Source organism: Nocardioides sp. GY 10113, from assembly GCF_004919105.1.
Classification (GTDB): Bacteria; Actinomycetota; Actinomycetes; order Propionibacteriales; family Nocardioidaceae; genus Nocardioides.
The window spans coordinates 1-17419 of sequence record NZ_STGK01000003.1 but is presented as its reverse complement, the minus strand read 5'-3'; the positions used below and the strand labels follow the sequence as shown (position 1 = coordinate 17419).

The 17419-nt window shown below is 75.4% G+C and carries 16 protein-coding genes; 3 read left to right on the top strand and 13 right to left on the bottom strand.

Features of this window, described 5'->3' with window-relative positions; translation table 11 throughout:
- Positions 1-27: 27 nt before the first annotated feature.
- Entirely contained in the window at positions 28-735 is a 708-nt protein-coding gene (gene pdxH / locus E8D34_RS04495; protein ID WP_240771101.1) for a pyridoxamine 5'-phosphate oxidase, read from the bottom strand.
- Positions 736-869: 134 nt separating this feature from the next.
- Between pdxH and E8D34_RS04490 the strand changes: the two genes are divergently transcribed.
- Positions 870-1973 carry a citrate synthase 2 gene (locus tag E8D34_RS04490; protein ID WP_136593421.1) on the top strand — a complete coding sequence of 368 codons (1104 nt, stop codon included), beginning with the start codon at positions 870-872 and terminating at the stop codon, positions 1971-1973.
- Positions 1974-2087: 114 nt separating this feature from the next.
- Here the strand turns inward: E8D34_RS04490 and E8D34_RS04485 are convergent, their stop codons facing one another.
- The gene (locus tag E8D34_RS04485) at positions 2088-3446 is read right to left on the bottom strand and encodes a PLP-dependent aminotransferase family protein (protein ID WP_136593420.1); all 1359 of its coding nucleotides are present in this window, start codon (positions 3444-3446) and stop codon (positions 2088-2090) included.
- Between the two features lie 82 nt (positions 3447-3528).
- On the opposite strand from E8D34_RS04485, the gene E8D34_RS04480 reads away from it, so the two are divergent.
- Positions 3529-4242: a pyridoxamine 5'-phosphate oxidase family protein gene (locus tag E8D34_RS04480; RefSeq protein ID WP_136593419.1), complete on the top strand. Its 714-nt coding sequence runs from the start codon at positions 3529-3531 to the stop codon at positions 4240-4242.
- On the opposite strand, the gene E8D34_RS04475 is transcribed toward E8D34_RS04480, so the two are convergent.
- Both E8D34_RS04475 and E8D34_RS04470 read right to left on the bottom strand, forming a co-directional pair.
- Positions 4235-4732 carry a GNAT family N-acetyltransferase gene (locus tag E8D34_RS04475; RefSeq protein ID WP_136593418.1) on the bottom strand — a complete coding sequence of 166 codons (498 nt, stop codon included), beginning with the start codon at positions 4730-4732 and terminating at the stop codon, positions 4235-4237. The genes E8D34_RS04480 and E8D34_RS04475 overlap by 8 nt on opposite strands.
- Positions 4725-5129, bottom strand: a complete 405-nt coding sequence (locus tag E8D34_RS04470) for a zinc ribbon domain-containing protein (RefSeq protein WP_136593417.1) — start codon at positions 5127-5129, stop codon at positions 4725-4727. Before E8D34_RS04470 ends, E8D34_RS04475 begins: the two co-directional genes overlap by 8 nt.
- A 211-nt stretch (positions 5130-5340) precedes the next feature.
- Here E8D34_RS04470 and serC point away from each other — a divergent pair, with 211 nt between their 5' ends.
- Positions 5341-6462 carry a phosphoserine transaminase gene (gene serC / locus E8D34_RS04465; RefSeq protein ID WP_136593416.1) on the top strand — a complete coding sequence of 374 codons (1122 nt, stop codon included), beginning with the start codon at positions 5341-5343 and terminating at the stop codon, positions 6460-6462.
- Between the two features lie 109 nt (positions 6463-6571).
- Here serC and E8D34_RS04460 read toward each other — a convergent pair whose 3' ends face one another.
- The 9 genes from E8D34_RS04460 to E8D34_RS04420 form a co-directional block, all read right to left on the bottom strand.
- Complete coding sequence (locus E8D34_RS04460) at positions 6572-7063, bottom strand: O-acetyl-ADP-ribose deacetylase (RefSeq protein WP_136593415.1); 492 nt, start codon at positions 7061-7063, stop codon at positions 6572-6574.
- 35 nt (positions 7064-7098) lie between these two features.
- Positions 7099-7752 carry a hypothetical protein gene (locus tag E8D34_RS04455; protein WP_136593414.1) on the bottom strand — a complete coding sequence of 218 codons (654 nt, stop codon included), beginning with the start codon at positions 7750-7752 and terminating at the stop codon, positions 7099-7101.
- 76 nt (positions 7753-7828) lie between these two features.
- Positions 7829-8848: a hypothetical protein gene (locus tag E8D34_RS04450; RefSeq protein ID WP_136593413.1), complete on the bottom strand. Its 1020-nt coding sequence runs from the start codon at positions 8846-8848 to the stop codon at positions 7829-7831.
- Positions 8845-10098 (bottom strand): SAM-dependent methyltransferase, encoded by a 1254-nt coding sequence (locus E8D34_RS04445; RefSeq protein ID WP_136593412.1) that lies wholly within the window; start codon positions 10096-10098, stop codon positions 8845-8847. Before E8D34_RS04445 ends, E8D34_RS04450 begins: the two co-directional genes overlap by 4 nt.
- A 109-nt stretch (positions 10099-10207) precedes the next feature.
- Complete coding sequence (locus E8D34_RS04440) at positions 10208-13108, bottom strand: FAD-binding and (Fe-S)-binding domain-containing protein (protein ID WP_136593411.1); 2901 nt, start codon at positions 13106-13108, stop codon at positions 10208-10210.
- Positions 13101-13631 carry a DUF1648 domain-containing protein gene (locus tag E8D34_RS04435; RefSeq protein ID WP_136593410.1) on the bottom strand — a complete coding sequence of 177 codons (531 nt, stop codon included), beginning with the start codon at positions 13629-13631 and terminating at the stop codon, positions 13101-13103. The genes E8D34_RS04440 and E8D34_RS04435 overlap by 8 nt, the downstream gene beginning before the upstream one ends.
- The gene (locus E8D34_RS04430) at positions 13628-14944 is read right to left on the bottom strand and encodes a hydroxyacid-oxoacid transhydrogenase (RefSeq protein WP_136593409.1); all 1317 of its coding nucleotides are present in this window, start codon (positions 14942-14944) and stop codon (positions 13628-13630) included. Before E8D34_RS04430 ends, E8D34_RS04435 begins: the two co-directional genes overlap by 4 nt.
- Positions 14941-15825 (bottom strand): NUDIX domain-containing protein, encoded by an 885-nt coding sequence (locus tag E8D34_RS21495; RefSeq protein WP_276606573.1) that lies wholly within the window; start codon positions 15823-15825, stop codon positions 14941-14943. Before E8D34_RS21495 ends, E8D34_RS04430 begins: the two co-directional genes overlap by 4 nt.
- A gap of 131 nt (positions 15826-15956) precedes the next feature.
- Positions 15957-17219 (bottom strand): geranylgeranyl reductase family protein, encoded by a 1263-nt coding sequence (locus E8D34_RS04420; RefSeq protein WP_136593408.1) that lies wholly within the window; start codon positions 17217-17219, stop codon positions 15957-15959.
- Positions 17220-17419 lie beyond the last annotated feature (200 nt).

Sequence of the window (17419 nt, the reverse complement as noted above, 5' to 3'; positions counted from 1 at the left end):
TGACGGCTCCCGAACGGCAGCAGGCGCTCAGGGCGCGAGCCGCTCCCGCCGCCACCCCTCCTCGGCCCGGCGGTACCGCAGCCGGTCGTGCATCCGACCCGGGCGCCCCTGCCAGAACTCGAACGCCTCGGGCCGCACCAGGTAGCCGCCCCACGTCGGCGGCACCGGGATCTCGTCGTCCCCCCAGCGCTCCCCCGCGGCCCGGTACGCCGCGTCCAGCACGCCCCGATCGGCGACCACCTGCGACTGGGCCGACGCCCAGGCGCCGACCTGCGCGCCCCGCGGACGGGTCGCGAAGTAGGCGGCGACCTCGGCCGCCGACAGCGGCTCGGCCCGCCCCTCGACGCGAACCTGCCGCTCCAGGTCGTACCAGCCGAAGAGCAGCGCGCAGCGCGGCTCGGCCGCCAGCTCGGCACCCTTGCGGGAGGCGGTGTTCGTGTAGAAGACGAAGCCGTCCGCACCGAGCCCCTTGAGCAGCACCGTACGCGCCGAGGGCTGCCCGTCCGCGGAGACCGTCGCGACCACCATCGCGTTCGGCTCGTGCACCCCGGCGCCGGCCACGTCGTCGAACCAGCGCCGGAAGAGCGCCAGCGGGTCCTCCCCCGCGTCCGCCTCGGAGAGGCCGGCGGCGCCGTACTCGCGACGCAGAGCGGCCAGGTCCACCGCGGAGGCTGCGTCGGCGTCCGGGACGGCGACCGGCTGCATGTCGTGGGTCACCTCTTGGTCACCAGCCATGTGCCGAACCTAGCCCGTGCGGCAGAATGCCGGTGGCTCCCGCCCCGACCGGGCTGCGGGCGGCCACCCGAGTCCGACCCGCACGGCGCGCGACAGCAGCGCCGGCCGGGTCGCTGAGACGAATGGAGTCAGCGATGACCGAGGTCCACCACGGTCTGGAGGGCGTCGTCGCCTTCGAGACCCAGATCGCCGAGCCGGACAAGGAAGGCTCTGCGCTGCGCTACCGCGGTGTCGACATCGAGGACCTGGCCGGCCGCGTCCCGTTCGAGAACGTCTGGGGCCTGCTGATCGACGGTTCCTTCACCCCGGGCCTGCCGCCCGCCGAGGCCTACAACCTGCCCGTGCACACCGGCGACGTCCGCGTCGACGTCCAGGCCGCGATCGCGATGCTGGCCCCGGCCTTCGGGTTCGGTCAGACCTACGACATCTCCGACGAGCAGGCCCGCGAGGACCTCGCCCGGGTCGCCGTCATGGTGCTCTCCTACGCCGGCCAGTCGGCCCGCGACATCCACCTGCCCGTCGTCCCGCAGAAGGTGGTCGACGAGGGCAAGACCCTGGCCGAGAAGTTCCTGATCCGCTGGCGCGGCGAGGCCGACCCCAAGCACGCGCACGCGATCGACGCCTACTGGTCGTCGGCCGCCGAGCACGGCATGAACGCCTCCACCTTCACCGCGCGCGTGATCACCTCCACCGGCGCCGACGTGGCCGCCGCGTTCTCCGGCGCCATCGGCGCGATGAGCGGCCCGCTGCACGGCGGCGCCCCCTCCCGGGTGCTGGGCATGATCGAGGAGGTCGAGAAGTCCGGCGACGCGCGTGCCTACGTGAAGAACCTGCTCGACTCCGGCGAGCGGCTGATGGGCTTCGGCCACCGCGTCTACCGGGCCGAGGACCCGCGCGCCCGCGTGCTGCGCCGCACCGCCCGCGAGCTGGGCGCCGAGCGCTACCAGGTCGCCGAGGCGCTGGAGCAGGCCGCGCTGGCCGAGCTCCGCGAGCGTCGCCCCGACCGCGTGCTGGAGACCAACGTCGAGTTCTGGGCCGCGATCGTCCTCGACTTCGCCCAGGTGCCCGCGCACATGTTCACCTCGATGTTCACCTGCGCCCGGACCGGCGGCTGGTCCGCGCACATCCTGGAGCAGAAGAGGACCGGTCGCCTGATCCGGCCGTCGGCGGTCTACGCCGGCCCGTCGACCCGCCCGGCCAGCGACATCGAGGGCTGGGACCCCTCCTGGGGCGCCTGAGCACCACCCGTTCCACCCACCGCGGGCCGGCAGACACGTTCTGCCGGCCCGCGGCGCTTTTCGCCGAGCCGGGGCTCGGGCCCCCTCGAACCGGGCCTCGCGCCCCGCGAGCCCTCACCCCCGGCTCGGCGGGGCCTGCTCCCCGGCTCGGCGGAGGACCTGCACCAGCACGTCGAGCGCCCGGTCGAGCTCCTCGTCGGTCGGCCCGCCGAAGCCCACCACCAGGCCGGCCAGGCCAGCGCGACGGCAGTAGTCCCGGAGCAGGTTGACCCGGAACCCCGCCCGCTCCGCGGCGTCGCGGGCAGCGACCGCGCGCTCGTGGGGCAGCAACCAGGTCGCGTACATCCCGGCCACCGGCCCCGCGAGGGTCGCGTACGGCGACAGCGCGGTCACCACGCGCGGCGCACGCTCGGCGTACACCCGGCGGGCCGAGCGGACCACCGCGTCCACGTACCCGTCGCGCAGCAGGGTGACCATCGCCCGCTGCACCGGCCACGGGGGCGCGTCGTGGGTGACCTCGCGGTGCCGGTCGAACCGCTCGGCCAGCCGGTCCGGCAGCACCGCCCAACCGAGCCGCAGCGACGGCAGCACCGCCTTCGACGCGGTGCCGAGGTAGGCCACCCGGTCGGGGTCGAGCGCGGTCAGCGCCGGCACCGGCGCCACGTCGTAGCGAAACTCGGAGTCGTAGTCGTCCTCGACCACCAGCGCGTCCGCGGCCCGGGCCGCGGCCAGCAGCGCGAGCCGGTCGTCGGCCGGCATCACCCGGCCGAGCGGGTGCTGGTGCGCCGGGGTCACGTACGCCGCCGCGCAGCCCGCGAGGTCCGTGACGGCCGCCAGGGCCGGCAGGTCGCGCACCTCGCGCCCGCACTCGCGGACCGTGGCCACCGCGGCCCGGTAGCCGGGGTCCTCCACCGCGACCGGCCCCGCCGGCAGCACGGCCAGCAGGTGCCGCAGGCCGGCCGTCGTCCCGCCCGTGATCCGGACCGCGTCGGCGTCGACCGCCAGACCGCGCTGGCGACCGAGCCGCTCGGCGACCAGCTGGCGCAGGTCCGGCAGGCCCCGCGGGTCGTCGTACCCGCGCGGCGGGGTGGCCGCGGAGACCTCCCGCCAGGCCCGGCGCCAGGTGGCCGCGTGCCGTGGGTCGATCCACGGCGTCCCGGCGTCCATCATCACCAGCGGCGCCGCCACCGAGGCGGTACGCCGCCGGGCGGGCGCGCGCGCCGCGGCGACGCTGCCGCCGGCCACCCAGCTCCCGGCGCCCCGGCGCGCCTCCAGCCACCCCTCCGCCCGCAGCTGGTCGAAGGCCTGCTCGACCACGCCCCGCGAGATCCCGAGGTCGGCAGCGAGGCGCCGGGTCGCCGGCAGCCGGTCACCGCGCTCCAGCGCCCCGTCGAGCACCAGGCGGCGTACCTGGTCGGCGAGCTGGGCCCCCAGCGGGCGTTGATCGTCGCGGTCCAGGCGGACGGGCAGCATCGCTCCTCCTCGCGAAGTGGCCCAGCAGAATACCGAAGAATCGGCCCGTGCCATGGGCCAGTTCCCGTCCCACGATGGTGCCATGCCCACGACGTCCACCCCCTCCCCCGCGTCGCCCCTGCAGCCCACCGCCCGCACCGAGGTCCGGCGCGGGCGCAACCGCGCCGTCGCCGACCGGGCCGCGCTCCTCGATCTGCTCGCCGACGGGCTGGTCGCCCACCTCGGCGTGCAGGTCGGCGACCACCCGGTGGTGCTGCCCGCGGCGTACGCCGTCGCCCCGGACGGCCCGGACCGCGACGGCACGCTCTACGTGCACGGCTCGGTGGCCGCCCGCTGGCTGGGCGCGGCCACCGGCGCCACCGTGTGCGTCACCGTCACCGAGCTCGACGGGCTGGTGGCCGGTCGCTCGGCGTTCCACCACTCGATGAACTACCGCTCGGCGGTGGTGATCGGCACCGCGCGCGCCGTCACCGACCCCGCCGAGCGCGGCCGCGCCCTCGACCTGATCGTCGACCACATGATCCCCGGGCGCGCGGCCACGCTGCGCCCCAGCACCCGCAAGGAGCTGGCTGCGACCGCGGTGCTCGCGGTGCCGCTGCACGAGGCGTCGATGAAGGCGCGCGCCGGCGGGCCGGTCGACGAGCCGGAGGACGTCGCGGCGGGCGTGTGGGGCGGGCACGTCCCGGTACGACGGGTCGCCGACGCCCCGGTGCCGGCTGCCGACAACGCGTCCGGCGCCACCGTCCCGGCCGACGTCGAGCGCCGTGCGGCGGCGCCCGCTGCCGTCGTCAGCTGAGCGGCGGCAGCCGCTTGCCGAAGCAGCGCGACAGCGGGCTGTCGCGGTAGTGACCGAAGCCCGGGACGGGCACGTAGCCGGCCGACTCGTACAGCGCGATCGCCTCGGGCTGCTTCAGGCCCGTCTCCAGCACCAGCACCGCCACGCCGGCGCGGGCCGCGGTCCGCTCCAGCTCGGCCAGCACCAGTCGGGCGATGCCGTTCCCGCGTCGCTCGGGGACGACGTACATCCGCTTGATCTCCGCCGCGGGTCCGCCACCCAGCGCCTCCACTCCGGTACGCCGCCAGGCGCCCGTCGCGACCGCGGCACTGTCGAGGTAGCCGACCAGGAAGAGCCCGTCCGGGCCGCGGAACTCGGCCAGGTCGACCGGGCCCGCGTCCGGTGAGCCGTAGCGCTCGACGTACTCCTCCTGGACGCGCGCGACCAGCGCGACCGCGTCCGGGTGGTCGTAGCCGACCGGACGCAGGTCGAGGGCGGGTGCGTCAGCCAAGCGGGGTCCCGCAGGCGTCGCAGAAGCGCGCCTCGACGTTCTGCCGGACGCCGCACTCGCGGCAGTAGGGACCGGCCGCGCCACTCGCGGCCCGCGGGTCGCGCGCGTCGCGGGACGCGCCGAGGGTCGCCTGGGCGGACGGCGCCAGGTCGACCTTGACCCGGTAGCGCGGCGCCGTGCCGAAGGCGGCGGCGAACGCCAGGAACGTGAGGAAGAAGGAGAGCATCGCGCCCGCGACCCACCAGAACATCGCGTCGCCGCCGTCCCACAGGTCGGCCGACTGCGCCTGGTAGGCGCGGTAGCAGCAGTAGAGCGTCACCGCCAGCGTCACCGCGAGGAGCACCCGCCCCGTCCTGCGGACGGCCGGGCTGACCTCGTCGGGCTCGTTCGTCGTCATCTGAGAACCCCCATGTCTCGGTGCGCCGCGGACGCGGCGCGTGCTGAGGATAACGACGGTGTGGCCCGCCGATCGGTTGCCTCGCGGTCGCGCGCAGTCCGCAGACCGATGCCTGTTTTCACCGCCGTGACCTGCCTGTCACACTTATCCCATCTCTGACAGCGTCGTCAGGTCCCTGTGCCGCCCCCTCTCCCGATGAGAAGGTTGATCCGTGACCGACGCACTCCAGATCCCCGCCGACCTCAAGCCCGCCGACGGCCGTTTCGGCGCGGGCCCGTCGAAGATCCAGACCAGCCATCTGGACGCCCTCGCCGCCACCGGCGACGCGCTGATGGGCACCTCCCACCGCCAGGCCCCGGTGAAGAACACCGTCGGCCGCGTGCGCGAGGGCCTGGCCGCCCTCTTCGACCTCCCCGAGGGCTACGAGGTGGTGCTCGGCAACGGCGGCGCCACCGCGTTCTGGGACATCGCCACCTTCGGCCTGATCGAGCAGAAGTCGCAGCACCTCTCCTTCGGCGAGTTCTCCTCGAAGTTCGCCAAGGCCGCCGAGCAGGCGCCGTGGCTCGAGGCGCCGTCGGTCATCAAGTCCGACCCGGGCGCGCGCCCCGAGGCCGTCGCCGAGGCCGGCGTCGACGTCTACGCGTGGGCGCACAACGAGACCTCCACCGCCGTGATGGCGCCGGTGGTCCGCCCCGCGGGCACCGACGAGGGCTCGCTGGTGCTCATCGACGCCACCTCCGGCGCCGGCGGCCTCCCGGTCGACCTGACCCAGGTGGACACCTACTACTTCGCGCCGCAGAAGTGCTTCGCCTCCGACGGCGGCCTGTGGATCGCGCTGATGTCGCCGGCCGCCCTCGAGCGCGCCGCCCGGATCGCCGCGACCGACCGCCACATCCCGGCCTTCTTCGACCTGCCGACCGCGATCGACAACTCCGCGAAGAACCAGACCTACAACACCCCCTCGGTCGCCACGCTCTTCCTGATGGCCGAGCAGCTGGACTGGATGAACGCCCAGGGGGGCCTCAAGGGCATGGTGGAGCGCACCACCGCCTCCTCCGACGCGCTCTACGGCTGGGCCGAGCGGACGGCCTACACGACGCCGTACGTCGCGAACCCGGCCGACCGCTCGCTGGTGATCGGCACCATCGACTTCGACGACGCGATCGACGCCGCCCAGGTGGCGAAGGTGCTGCGCGCCAACGGCATCGTGGACACGGAGCCGTACCGCAAGCTCGGCCGCAACCAGCTGCGGATCGCGATGTACCCGGCCGTCGACCCGGCCGACGTCGAGGCGCTGACGCGGTGCATCGACTACGTCGTCGAGAACATCTGACACTCGCGCCCCATGAATCCCCGGCTTGACCGGGGATTCCGGTGCGTGACGGCCATTGCACTGGCCGTCACGCCTGGGATTCACCGGCCGACCGGGGATTCCCACGTCCTCACAGCCGCGCCGCCACCTTCTCGTACGTCGGCCGGCCGAACGCCACGATCCGGGCCACCTCGACCTCCGTCGGGGTGGCCCGGATCGTCTCCAGCGCGGCGTCGATGGCGTCGTCCAGCGGCCAGCCGTAGATGCCCGCGCTGATCAGCGGGAACGCGATGGTGCGGGCCCCGAGCTCGTCGGCCACCTCCAGCGCACGCCGGTAGCACGACTCGAGCAGTCCGCGGTCGGTCTCGCCGAGGTGGTAGTTGGGCCCCACCACGTGGATCACCCACTGCGCCGGCAGGTCCCCCGCGGTGGTCCATCCGGCGTCGCCGGTGGCCAGGCCGTCGGGGAACCGCAGCACGCAGTCGGCGAGGATCTCCGGGCCGCCGGCGGCGTGGATCGCGCCGTCGACGCCCCCGCCGCCGCGCATCGCCCGGTTGGCGGCGTTGACCACCGCGTCCACCTTCTGCCGCGTGATGTCTCCGACGACCGCCTCGACCTCCATGAGCACGAGACTGCCACCGCGGGCCAGCGCGTGTCCTAGGAAGCCCAGTAGCCCTCGCGCCGCGAGATCCCGAGGGCGGTGAGGGAGAGCCGCTCCGAGGACCAGCGGAACTCCAGCACCCCGCCGAAGCTGTGCCCCTCGCTGTCGCCGAAGACGGCGCTGGCGAAGGTCTCGCTCCCGGCCCCATCGGCCGATCCTCGACCGCCGACCCGCAGGCAGTCGTCCAGCACCGCGTCGGAGTCGACGTCGTCGGAGGAACCCGACACGGCGGCGGCACCGGCGGCGAGCCACGCCACGGCCTCCTCGCAGCGTTCCTCGAGCCGTCCCGCAGGCACGCGCGCGGTGAAGCCGACCGCGGAGACGGCCTGGCCCTCATGCGGCGCCACGAAGAAGACGTCGGGCGCGTCGTCGAAGGCCCACACGCCACCGGCGCCCAGGCTGCCGTCCACCCAGTCGAGGTCCTGGCCCCATGAGTCCCCCGGCGTACCGAGGCCGGAGAGCACCCCGGCCGGGTACTCCGGGTCGTAGTCGTCCTCGCCGCCGACGAGCAGCCCGACGCCGAGTCCGGCGCCGAAGAGGGCGGCGCCGGCCAGCGCCAGCCCGCCGATCCGGGCCATCGGCGAGCGCCCGGCGGGCGACCGCGGGGTCGCGGGCGTCGGGACGATGTCGGTCGGTCTCGGGAGGCTCACGCGGTCATCCTGGCGCCACGCGGTCCCCTTCCGTGCAGATATTGCGGCAGCGCGCCCACACTCAGCGCGCCCACGCTCAGCGCGGTCGCAGCGACCGCACCAGCACCAGCAGCCCGACCAGCCCGAACGCGCCGCCGATCAGCCACGGGTCGAGCACGATCCCGGCCCACGAGTCGTCCTCCGAGGACGGCTCGGTCGAACCGTTCTCCCCGGCACCGGACTCCAGCCCGAGGCCGTCCGTGCCCGACGTCGGCGACGGCGCGGCGCTCTCCTCGGGCGCCATCGCGGACCGGATGCTCGCCGGCACCGCCACCCGCAGCACCTCGCTGCCCGCACCCTCGGAGCTGAGCAGGACCCGTCCCCGCTCGTCGACGGCGAGCCCCTCCCCCTGCGGCTGGATCGGCAGCGGGAAGGTGCCGAGGCGCTCCCGGTCCGGCCAGCTGTAGACGGCGGCCTGGCCGTAGTTGCGCACGATCAGGTGCCGGCCGTCGGGGAAGAACGAGCCGTCGGTGGCGATGCCGAGCATGTCCCCGACCCGCCGCAGCCGGTTCGGCCGGTCGGGGTCGAGCAGCCGGGGCGCCCGGAAGACCTGGCCGATGAACTCCTTGGTGACCACCAGCAGCCGGCCGGTCTCCGGGTCGACCAGCAGCGTCTCGGCGTCGTGCGCCCGGCCGGGGTAGACGAGCTCGTAGGTCTCACCGGGGACGCGCCGCTCGCCCCGCCCGAACGGCACGCGGGTGACGGTCACCGAGGAGCGCCGCGCCAGGTTGTCGCCGATGTCGGCGACCCAGACGTGGCCCGCCCCCGCCGGCGCCAGCGCCTCGATGTCGGTCGCCTCGCCGTCCCAGGTGGTCACGCCGACCGTCTCGCCGGTGGCGGGGTCGACGGTGAAGATGCGGTTCGAGTCGCCGGAGTCGTTCACCGTGACGACCAGCCCGTCCCGGGCGACCAGCCCGCTGGACTCGACGATCGCGGGGTCGGCGAAGGTGAAGAGCACCCGGCCCTCGCCCTGCGCGGCCGCGGCCTGCGGCACCGCGACGCCGATCGCGAACAGGCCCGCCGCGACCGCGGCGAGCGTCCCCTCGAGGCGGGTCACCGCGGGGCGTCCGACGGGCCGGACGAGGACGCCGCCAGCAGTACGCCGAGGCGCGGGTGCAGGCCCCACGTGGCGGTGAGGTCGTCGTACTCGGCGCGGGCGGCGGAGGCGCCGGGACCGGCGCCGCCGGTGCGCACCGCCCGCAGCAGCGTGTTGCGCGGGGTGTGCTTCGACTCGACGAACTGCACCACCTCGACCCGGTAGCCGGCGCCGCGCAGCAGCAGCCCGCGCAGCGCGTCGGTGAGGGTGTCGGCGAACCGCTCGCGCAGGATCCCGTCGCGGACCAGCGCGGCGTACGGCTCCGGCGGCGGGGTACGCCGCAGCTGGGCGGCGATGTCGTGGTGGCAGCAGGGCGCGGCGAGCACCAGCGGCGCCTGCCACTCCACCGCGCGGGCCAGCGCCTCGTCGGTCGCGGTGTCGCAGGCATGGAGCGCGAGCACCACGTCGGGCGGCTGCGGCAGGGCGGCGTCGGCGATGGTGCCGACCACGAAGTCCGCGTCGATGCCGAGGTCCGCGGCGACCGACGCGTTGTGGGCGCGCGACTGCTCCTTGACGTCGACCCCGGTCATCCGCACCGGCAGGCCCCTGCGGTCGCTCAGGTACCGGTGCGCGGCGAAGGTCAGGTAGCCGTTGCCGCAGCCGAGGTCGACGATCCGCAGCGGGTCCTCGGGCGTGGGGGTGCGCAGGTGTCCGGCGCCGATGGCGTCGGAGACGGCCGCGTCGAGCAGGCCGACGAACTCCTCGATCTGGCGGTACTTGGCCTGCCGGCTGGGCCGGATCCGGCCGTCCTTGCCGGCCAGGCCGAGCGCGGCGAAGAGGGCGTCGTCCTCGGGCAGCAGCCGTTGCTTGGCGCGGTCGTGCGACCGGCTCGCGGGCGCCGCGGAGGCCCCCTCCGCCGGCCCGACGTGCACGAAGGCCTGGCCCTTCTTGGTGATCCGCAGCTGCACGACCGCCCTCGCCGTGGTCACGTGCCAGTTGCCGTACGGCGTGGCCAGCAGCGCGTCGACGCAGGCCGCGGCGGGCTCCCCGGCGGCGGCGTTGGCCGTGTGCGCCTGGGTGGCGTCGTAGGAGACGGTCTGCAGGTGGGTGCCGGCCTTGAGGTCGACCCAGCGCACCTCGACCCGGCGCCACGGCGGGGCCTCCTGGCCGCGCTGGCGCCCCGAGGCGACGGCCCGGACCAGGTCCGGGTCGAGCAGGTGCTCGCGGACGACGGCCAGCCCGTCGGCCAGCGGGAGCGTGCTGCTGCTCATCGGCGGTCCACCGTCACTTGACCAGGGCGGCCACCACGACGATGACCAGGAGCGCGGCCAGGGCGACCGGGATGACGAGTCGACGGTGCCGCGGGTTCACTCCACGATCCTAACGGCGCGGGCCCGTTCGGCCGGCTTCGGCGGCGTCCCGCTCCGTCGGCGGGCCGTCCAGCCGCTCCGCCAGCAGCTCGCCCAGGTGGAGCGCCCGCACGCCGGCCAGGTCGTCGAGCTGCAGGGCGCACGACATCCCGTCGGCCAGCACCACGGTCGCCGGGTCGGCGGCGCGGGCGGACCGCACCGCCGGCAGCAGGTGGGTCTCGGCGACCGCGACCGAGGTCTCGTAGTGCCCGCGCTCGACGCCGAAGTTGCCGGCCAGCCCGCAGCAGCCCGGCACCCGGGTGACCGCGGCGCCGGCGCGGGCGAGCAGGGCCGCGTCGGCCTCCCAGCCCAGCACCGCGTGCTGGTGGCAGTGCGGCTGCGCCAGCACCGAGACCCCGGTGAGGTCGGGCAGCGGCAGGTCGAGCCGGGTGACCAGCTCCGCCAGGGTCAGCACGCCGGCGGCGACCCTCTCGGCGGCCGGCACGTCGGCGTCGGGGACCACCTCGGCGGCGTCGGAGCGCAGCGCGGCCAGGCACGACGGCTCCAACCCGACCACCGGCACGCCCGAGTCGACGTACCGGGAGAGCACGCCGACCGCGCCGGCCACGATCCGCCGCGCCTGGTCGAGCTGGCCGGTGGTGATCCAGGTCAGCCCGCAGCAGGCACGCTCGTCGATCACGCCGACCCGCAGCCCGCACGCCTCGAGGTAGGCGACCGCGGCGCGACCGGGGCCGTCGCGGAAGTGGTCGGTGAACGAGTCGGCCCACAGCCACACGTCGGGCCGCTCGGGCGTCCCCGCGTCGGGTCGGGAGCGCGCCCAGCGGCGCAGCGTGGTCGCCGCGAAGGCCGGCACGGTACGACGAGCGTCCACCCCCGCGAGCGCCTTGGCGGCCGCGGCGGTCGGCGCCCAGCGCAGCGTCGCGTTGGCGAGCCGCGCCGATCCGGTGGCGGCGGCCAGCGCGGCCCACCGGGGCAGTCGACCCAGCGTGTAGTGGCTGCGCGGCCGCGGCCGGCGCCGGTAGGTCCGGTGCAGCGCCTCGGACTTGTAGGTCGCCATGTCCACGCCGGTCGGACAGTCAGAGGCGCAGCCCTTGCAGGAGAGGCAGAGGTCGAGCGCGTCGTGCAGCGCCGGGTCGGCCAGCCCGCCGGGCAGGCCGCCGGTGAGCGCCTCCTGGAGCACCCGGGCGCGGCCGCGGGTCGAGTCCCTCTCCTCGCCGGTGGCGAGGAAGGAGGGGCACATGACGCCGCCGCTCCCGGACGGCGCCACGCACTTCCCGACCCCGGTGCAGCGGTGGGTCGCCGCGACCAGCGAGCCGCCGTCGTCGGCCAGGCGCAGCATCGGGCGAGGCCCGGGGGCAGCCCGCTCGGCGCGGACGGGCCGCAGGTCGGCGTCGAGCGGGGCCGGTTCGACCAGCACGCCGGGGTTGAGCAGCCCGTCGGGGTCGCAGGCGGCCTTGACCTGCCCGAACAGCCGCAGCGAGGTGGCGTCGTACATGATCGGCAGCAGCTCGGAGCGGGCCCGGCCGTCGCCGTGCTCCCCGGACAGCGAGCCGCCGTAGTCGGCCAGCCGCCGCGCGCAGGCCTCGAGGAACTCGCGGAACCGCAGCCCGCCGTCGGCGAAGTCGAAGTCGATCCGGGCGTGCACGCAGCCGTCGCCGAAGTGGCCGTACGGAACGGTCGAGAGTCCGTGCGCGGTCAGCAGCTCCTCGAAGTCGCGCAGCCACGCGCCCAGTGCCGCGGGCGGGACGGCGGCGTCCTCCCAGCCGGCGTGCGCGGGGCGGGAGAGGCTGCGGGCGGCGAGGCCGGCGCCGTCCTCGCGGATCCGCCACAGCGCGGCGGCCTCGCCGGCGTCGGTGACCTCGCGGTGGCCCAGGGCGGCGCCGGCGGCCACCAGCCGGGCGCCGAGCCCGGTGTCCGACATCGGCTCCGACGACGGCCCGGCGTCGTACTCCACGAGCAGCCACCCGCTGCCGCGCGGCAGCTCGGGGACGGCCCGTCGGGCGCGGACCAGGTCGGCCAACCGCGCGTCGAGCCCCTCGCACGCGATCAGCGCACCGCCGCCGGCCGCCAGCAGCGCCGGTACGGCGTCGGCGGCCTCGGCCATCGACGGGTAGCCGAGCACCAGCAGCCGCCGCGGCGCCTCGGGCACCAGCGCGACCGTGGCCTCGCGGACCAGGCCCAGCGTGCCCTCGGTGCCGGCCAGGAACCGCGCCATCCCCCCGGCGCCGCCCCCCGGTGCCTCGGGCAGCAGGTGCTCGAGCGAGTAGCCGCTGACCTGCCGGCCGAACCGGCCGAACGTGGTCCGCACGTGCGCCAGCTCGGCGGCGACCAGTCCCCGCAGGCGCTCCTCGACCGTGCCGGGCGCCGCGGCACGGTCGCCCCACAGCACGTCGACCGCGCGCAGCGTGTCCGCGGTGCGTCCGTAGCCGAGCGCGCGGGACCCGCACGCGTTGTTGCCGATCATCCCGCCGATCGTGCAGCGGGGGTGGGTGGACGGGTCGGGCCCGTAGCGCAGCCCGTACGGCGCGGCGGCGGCCTGCAGCGCGGCGTGCACGACGCCCGGCTCGACCCGGGCGGTGCGGGCCTCGGGGTCGATCTCCAGCACCCGGTTCAGGCGCCGGGTGTCGACGACCAGGCCCGGGCCGATCGCGTTGCCGGCGATCGAGGTACCGGCACCGCGCGGGGTCAGCGGGGTCGCGGTCAGCGCGGCCGCCTCGAGCACCGCCTCGAGGTCGTCCCGGTGCGCCGGGCGGGCCACGGCCCGCGGCAGGACCCGGTAGAGCGATGCGTCGGAGGAGTAGAGCGCGCGGGTCAGCGGCGAGTCGTCCGCCTCGACCCCGCGGCGGCGGAGCTCGGCGACCAGATCGGTGGCCCCGTCGGTGGCCCCGTCGCGACCGGAGGCCTCAGCCATCCGCACCCCCGTCCCGGTCGGGGCGGTAGCGGACCACGAACGAGTACGCCGTGTGCAGCGTGACGGCCGCCAGGAAGATGCCGATCGCGGCGAAGAACCACGGCCCGAGGCTCGGCTCGGGGTCGTCGGCGACGGCCGTGGTGACCACCAGCAGGCAGGTCAGCAGCAGCATCGTCGCGGTGCCCAGCCACAAGGCGTCGGCCCGGGCCATCGCGCGCATCCGCTCGGCGCGCTCCGGGGTCGCCGTCCACCACTCCTTGTGCGGGACGTTGACCATCGAGGCCGGGACCGGCGCGAACGCGACCAGCGCGAGGACGCCGGCGACCAGCAGCCCGACCAGCGCGGTCCCGACCAGCAGCTCACCGCGGCCGGACCACCGGTCGACCTCACCGCTGAACCCGAAGTGCACCGGCACCCGGTCCGGTAGCGCGACCGCCGCCGCCACCCAGGCCGCCGCGTAGAGCAGGCAGGAGCCGGCGAACGCCGCGGTGGGGACGGAGCGACGGGACAGCGGCCGGGTCACCAGAGCTCCATCGACTCGCGGAACACCCCGGCCAGGTCCTCGGCGGCCACCTCGCGCGGGGCGGTGGCGAGCAGCCGCTGCTGCTGCAGGGCGCCGGCGACGAGGTCGTCGACGTCCCCCTCGCCGTACCCGACCGCGGCCAGGCCGTTGGGGCTGCCGATGTCGCGCATCAGCCGGGTGATCACGCGCGGCAGCACGTCGGCGCCCTCACCGGTCAGGTCGTCGGCGCCGGGGTCGAGCAGGCGCGCGGCGCGCAGGTGCCGCTCGGGGGCGGCGGGGAAGGTGAACCGGAACGCCTCCGGCGCGGTCAGCGAGACCGCCATCCCGTGCGGCACCATCGGCTCGGCGTCCGGGTAGTCGGCCGGGCGGAAGTCGCGGACGCGGCCGGCGATCGGGTAGGCGCAGGCGTGCGGGATGTGGACGCCGGCGTTGCCGAACCCGAGGCCGGCGAAGGTCGCCGCCAGCGCCATGTCGTCGGCGGCGTCCCGCGCCGCCGCGTCCGAGCCCTCGCCGGACCCCTCGCCCCACGCGGCACGGACGGCGGGCCGGAAGGCGGAGGCGAGCAGCCCCAGGGCCCTCTCCGACCACAGGTCGGAGATCGGGTTGGAGCCGCAGTAGGGCACCCGTTGCTCGGGCGCCTTGGAGTCGTAGTCACCGAACCACCGGGCCGTGTAGCTCTCCAGCGCGTGGCAGAGGATGTCCATCCCGGACGCGGCGAGCACGCCCGCGGGCTGGGTCGCCGAGAGGGACGGGTCGACCACCGCGAGCCGGGGCCGCAACGCCGGGTGGCTGATCCCGGTCTTCACCTTCAGCGCGAGCACGTCCATCACGCAGATCGTGGTCGACTCGCTGCCGGTGCCCGTGGTGGTGGGCACGGCCGCGAGCGGGAGCACCGGGTGCTCGGGCGCCCGCGCCTGCCCGACCGGCGCGTTGACGTAGTCCATCAGGTCGCCCGGGTTGGTGGTCAGCAGCGCGACGGCCTTGGCGGTGTCGATCGCCGAGCCGCCGCCGACGGCGACCACGGCGTCGAACGAGCCGGCGCCGCGGGCGAACTCGACCGCCTCGATCAGGGAGGCGTCGGTCGGCTCGACGTGCGCGCCCGCGAACGTCACCACCTCGATGCCGTACGCCGTCAGCGACTCCGCGACGCCGGCAGCGTGCCCGGCCGCGGCGACCCGCTCGTCGGTGACCAGCAGGGCCCGCCCGGCGCCCCAGCCGCGCACGTCGTACCCGATCTCGCGGGCGGCGCCGCGACCGAACTTCAACGCTGGCGCGGCATAGGTGAAGACCTGTTCGTGCTGGCCGGGAGTCACCCGGTCACCGTAGCGCCCGCGGCGGCGAGCGCCGCGCGGACCAGCGGGTACACCGGCACGGCGCCGGACTCGATGTCGGCGATCGGCACCCAGGCCACGGCATCGGTGGTGCCGCCCTCCTCCACCACCCGCGGCTCGCCGGGATCGACGCTGGCCCGGTAGATGATCCCGATCGCGTGGAAGTCCTCCTCGCGGCCGTCGGGCGCGGTACCGGTGAAGTGGTGGTCGACCACGGTCAGCAGGGTGTCCACGCGTCCGGTCAGTCCGCACTCCTCCCACAGCTCGCGAGCCACGGTGTCCTCCGGCTTCTCGCCGTGGTCGATGCCGCCGCCGGGGAGGTGCCAGGTGCCGGGGTTGGGCGCGAGGTCGGAGGTGCGGGTCAGCAGGACCCGGTCGCCGTCCAGGACGCACCCGTAGGCGGCGGCCCGTTGACGCCTACGGACCTGGTAGGCGGCGACGGCGTCGCCGACCACGGCCGAGGTCGGCACGGCCCCGGACAGCACGTCGGCCAGCGGCTTCCACGCGGCCTCGCTGGTGGATCCGTCGACCTCGACGACGTGCGGCGCGGGGCTGTCGGCCGCCACCCAGCCTTCGTAGACGATCCGCACCGCATGGTTGTCGACCCGGCGGCCGCGGCGCCAGGCGTTGCGCATGTGGGCGGAGAAGACGTGCGCCGTCTCGCCGATCTCGGCGCGCAGCCCGGTCTCCTCGTAGACCTCGCGGACCACGGCCTCGCGCGGGTCCTCACCGTGCTCCACCCCGCCGCCGGGCAGCGTCCAGGTCTCAGTACGGGTGATCTTCGGCGCGATCCGGGAGAGCAGGATCTCCTCGCCACGCACGATCACCGCGTACGCCGCCAGCCGCTGCACCCGTTGCGCCACCTGCTCACCACCCGTCGCTCCCGGCCGGCGTCGTACCGTCCTGGGGCCACCCTACGGACATCCCGCCGCCGACCCGGGCCTCAGGCCCCACCGAGCCGGGCCTCCGGCCCCGCCGAACTGCGGCTTGTGGCTCAGGAGAACGGCGGCCGCGCATCCCGGGCGATGGACCTCCGCCCGGCCCAGCGCCATACCCGCGCCGCACGGTCCCGGTCCTCGTCGGTGACCAGGTTGCCCATCCAGCGCAGGGCAAGCGTCATCAGCAGGTCCGAGCGCATGCCCACCGGGCCGAGCGCGGGCAGGAGCCGCGGCACCGTGACCAGGCCGGCGAGCCGACGGGCGATGGAGAACGCCTCACCGTAGTGGTCGCGCAGCAGCGCCGGCCACACCACCGAGAGGTCGACGTCGCCGTCCTCGGCGAACAGCTCGGCGAGCAGCCGCCCGGTCTCCAGACCGTAGTCGATGCCCTCGCCGTTGAGCGGGTTCACGCAACCGGCCGCGTCGCCGATCAGCGCCCAGTTCCGTCCCGCGACGTGGGAGACCGCACCGCCCATCGGCAGCAGCGCGGAGGCCGGGCGGCGCAGCTCGTCACCGAGACCGAAGTCGCCACGGTGCTGGTCCGCGTAGGACTGCATCAACGGCCTGATCGCGAGGTCGGCCGGGCGCTTGGCAGTCGCCAGCGTGCCCACACCGAGGTTCATCTCGCCCGAGTCGGCGCCCAGCGGGAAGAGCCACCCGTAGCCGGAGAGGACCTCCCCGTCGAGACCGCGCAGCTCCAGGTGCGAGCTGATCCACGGGTCGTCCGCCGCCTCGGCGGTGACGTAGGAACGGCCGGCGACGCCGTACACCGTCTCCCGGTGCCACTCCCGACCGAGCACCTTGCCCAGCGGCGAGCGCACGCCGTCGGCGACGACCAGACGCTCGCACTCGATCTCGAAGCGCTCGCCGTCGCGGCCGCCGCGCTCGAAGACCACGGCAGCCACCCGGTCACCGTCGAGGCGGGCGTCGACGGCGCGTGCGCCGTCGATGCCGACCACGCCGGACTTCGTGGCCACGGTCCGCAGGTGATCATCGAGCTCGGTGCGCGCGACGGCGCTCCCCCAGTCAGGAAGATTCCCTCCCGGCCAGTTCAGGTGCAGCGTCTGCCCGAAGCCGTGCGCCCGGAGTCCCTGGTTGACGGTGTGACTCCGCACCCATTCACGCAGGCCGAGGCGCTCGAGCTCGCCGATGGCGCGCGGGGTCAGGCCGTCGCCGCAGGTCTTGTCGCGGGGGAAGACCGCGGCGTCCGCCAGCACCACGTCGCGGCCGAGTCGCGCCGCCCACGCGGCGGCACCGGATCCGGCGGGGCCGGCGCCCACGACCAGTACGTCGGTACGGCTCGGCGCGTCGGTCGTCATGGCGCCATCTTGTCAGCACGACCACGGCGACCTTCACGCACCTGAGGTTCGGTGGCACCGAACCCCCGGTCCGGGGGTGCCTTTCCCCCGGTTCGGGAGTTCCTGAGGCCCGGTTCGGGGGTGCCTTTCCCCGGTCCGGGTGGAAAAAGCCGCCAGGGGCCACACCGATGGGTGTGGCCCCTGGGGCAATGTTTGTCCGG

Excerpts from the sequence above, each read along its gene's own strand:
- E8D34_RS04490 (WP_136593421.1), top strand. The coding sequence starts at position 870 with ATGACCGAGGTCCACCACGGTCTGGAGGGCGTCGTCGCCTTCGAGACC.
- E8D34_RS04440 (WP_136593411.1), bottom strand. The coding sequence starts at position 13,108 with ATGGCTGAGGCCTCCGGTCGCGACGGGGCCACCGACGGGGCCACCGAT.
- pdxH (WP_240771101.1), bottom strand. The coding sequence starts at position 735 with ATGGCTGGTGACCAAGAGGTGACCCACGACATGCAGCCGGTCGCCGTC.
- E8D34_RS04420 (WP_136593408.1), bottom strand. The coding sequence starts at position 17,219 with ATGACGACCGACGCGCCGAGCCGTACCGACGTACTGGTCGTGGGCGCC.
- E8D34_RS04445 (WP_136593412.1), bottom strand. The coding sequence starts at position 10,098 with ATGAGCAGCAGCACGCTCCCGCTGGCCGACGGGCTGGCCGTCGTCCGC.
- E8D34_RS04460 (WP_136593415.1), bottom strand. The coding sequence starts at position 7,063 with ATGGAGGTCGAGGCGGTCGTCGGAGACATCACGCGGCAGAAGGTGGAC.
- E8D34_RS04485 (WP_136593420.1), bottom strand. The coding sequence starts at position 3,446 with ATGCTGCCCGTCCGCCTGGACCGCGACGATCAACGCCCGCTGGGGGCC.
- E8D34_RS04480 (WP_136593419.1), top strand. The coding sequence starts at position 3,529 with ATGCCCACGACGTCCACCCCCTCCCCCGCGTCGCCCCTGCAGCCCACC.
- E8D34_RS04470 (WP_136593417.1), bottom strand. The coding sequence starts at position 5,129 with ATGACGACGAACGAGCCCGACGAGGTCAGCCCGGCCGTCCGCAGGACG.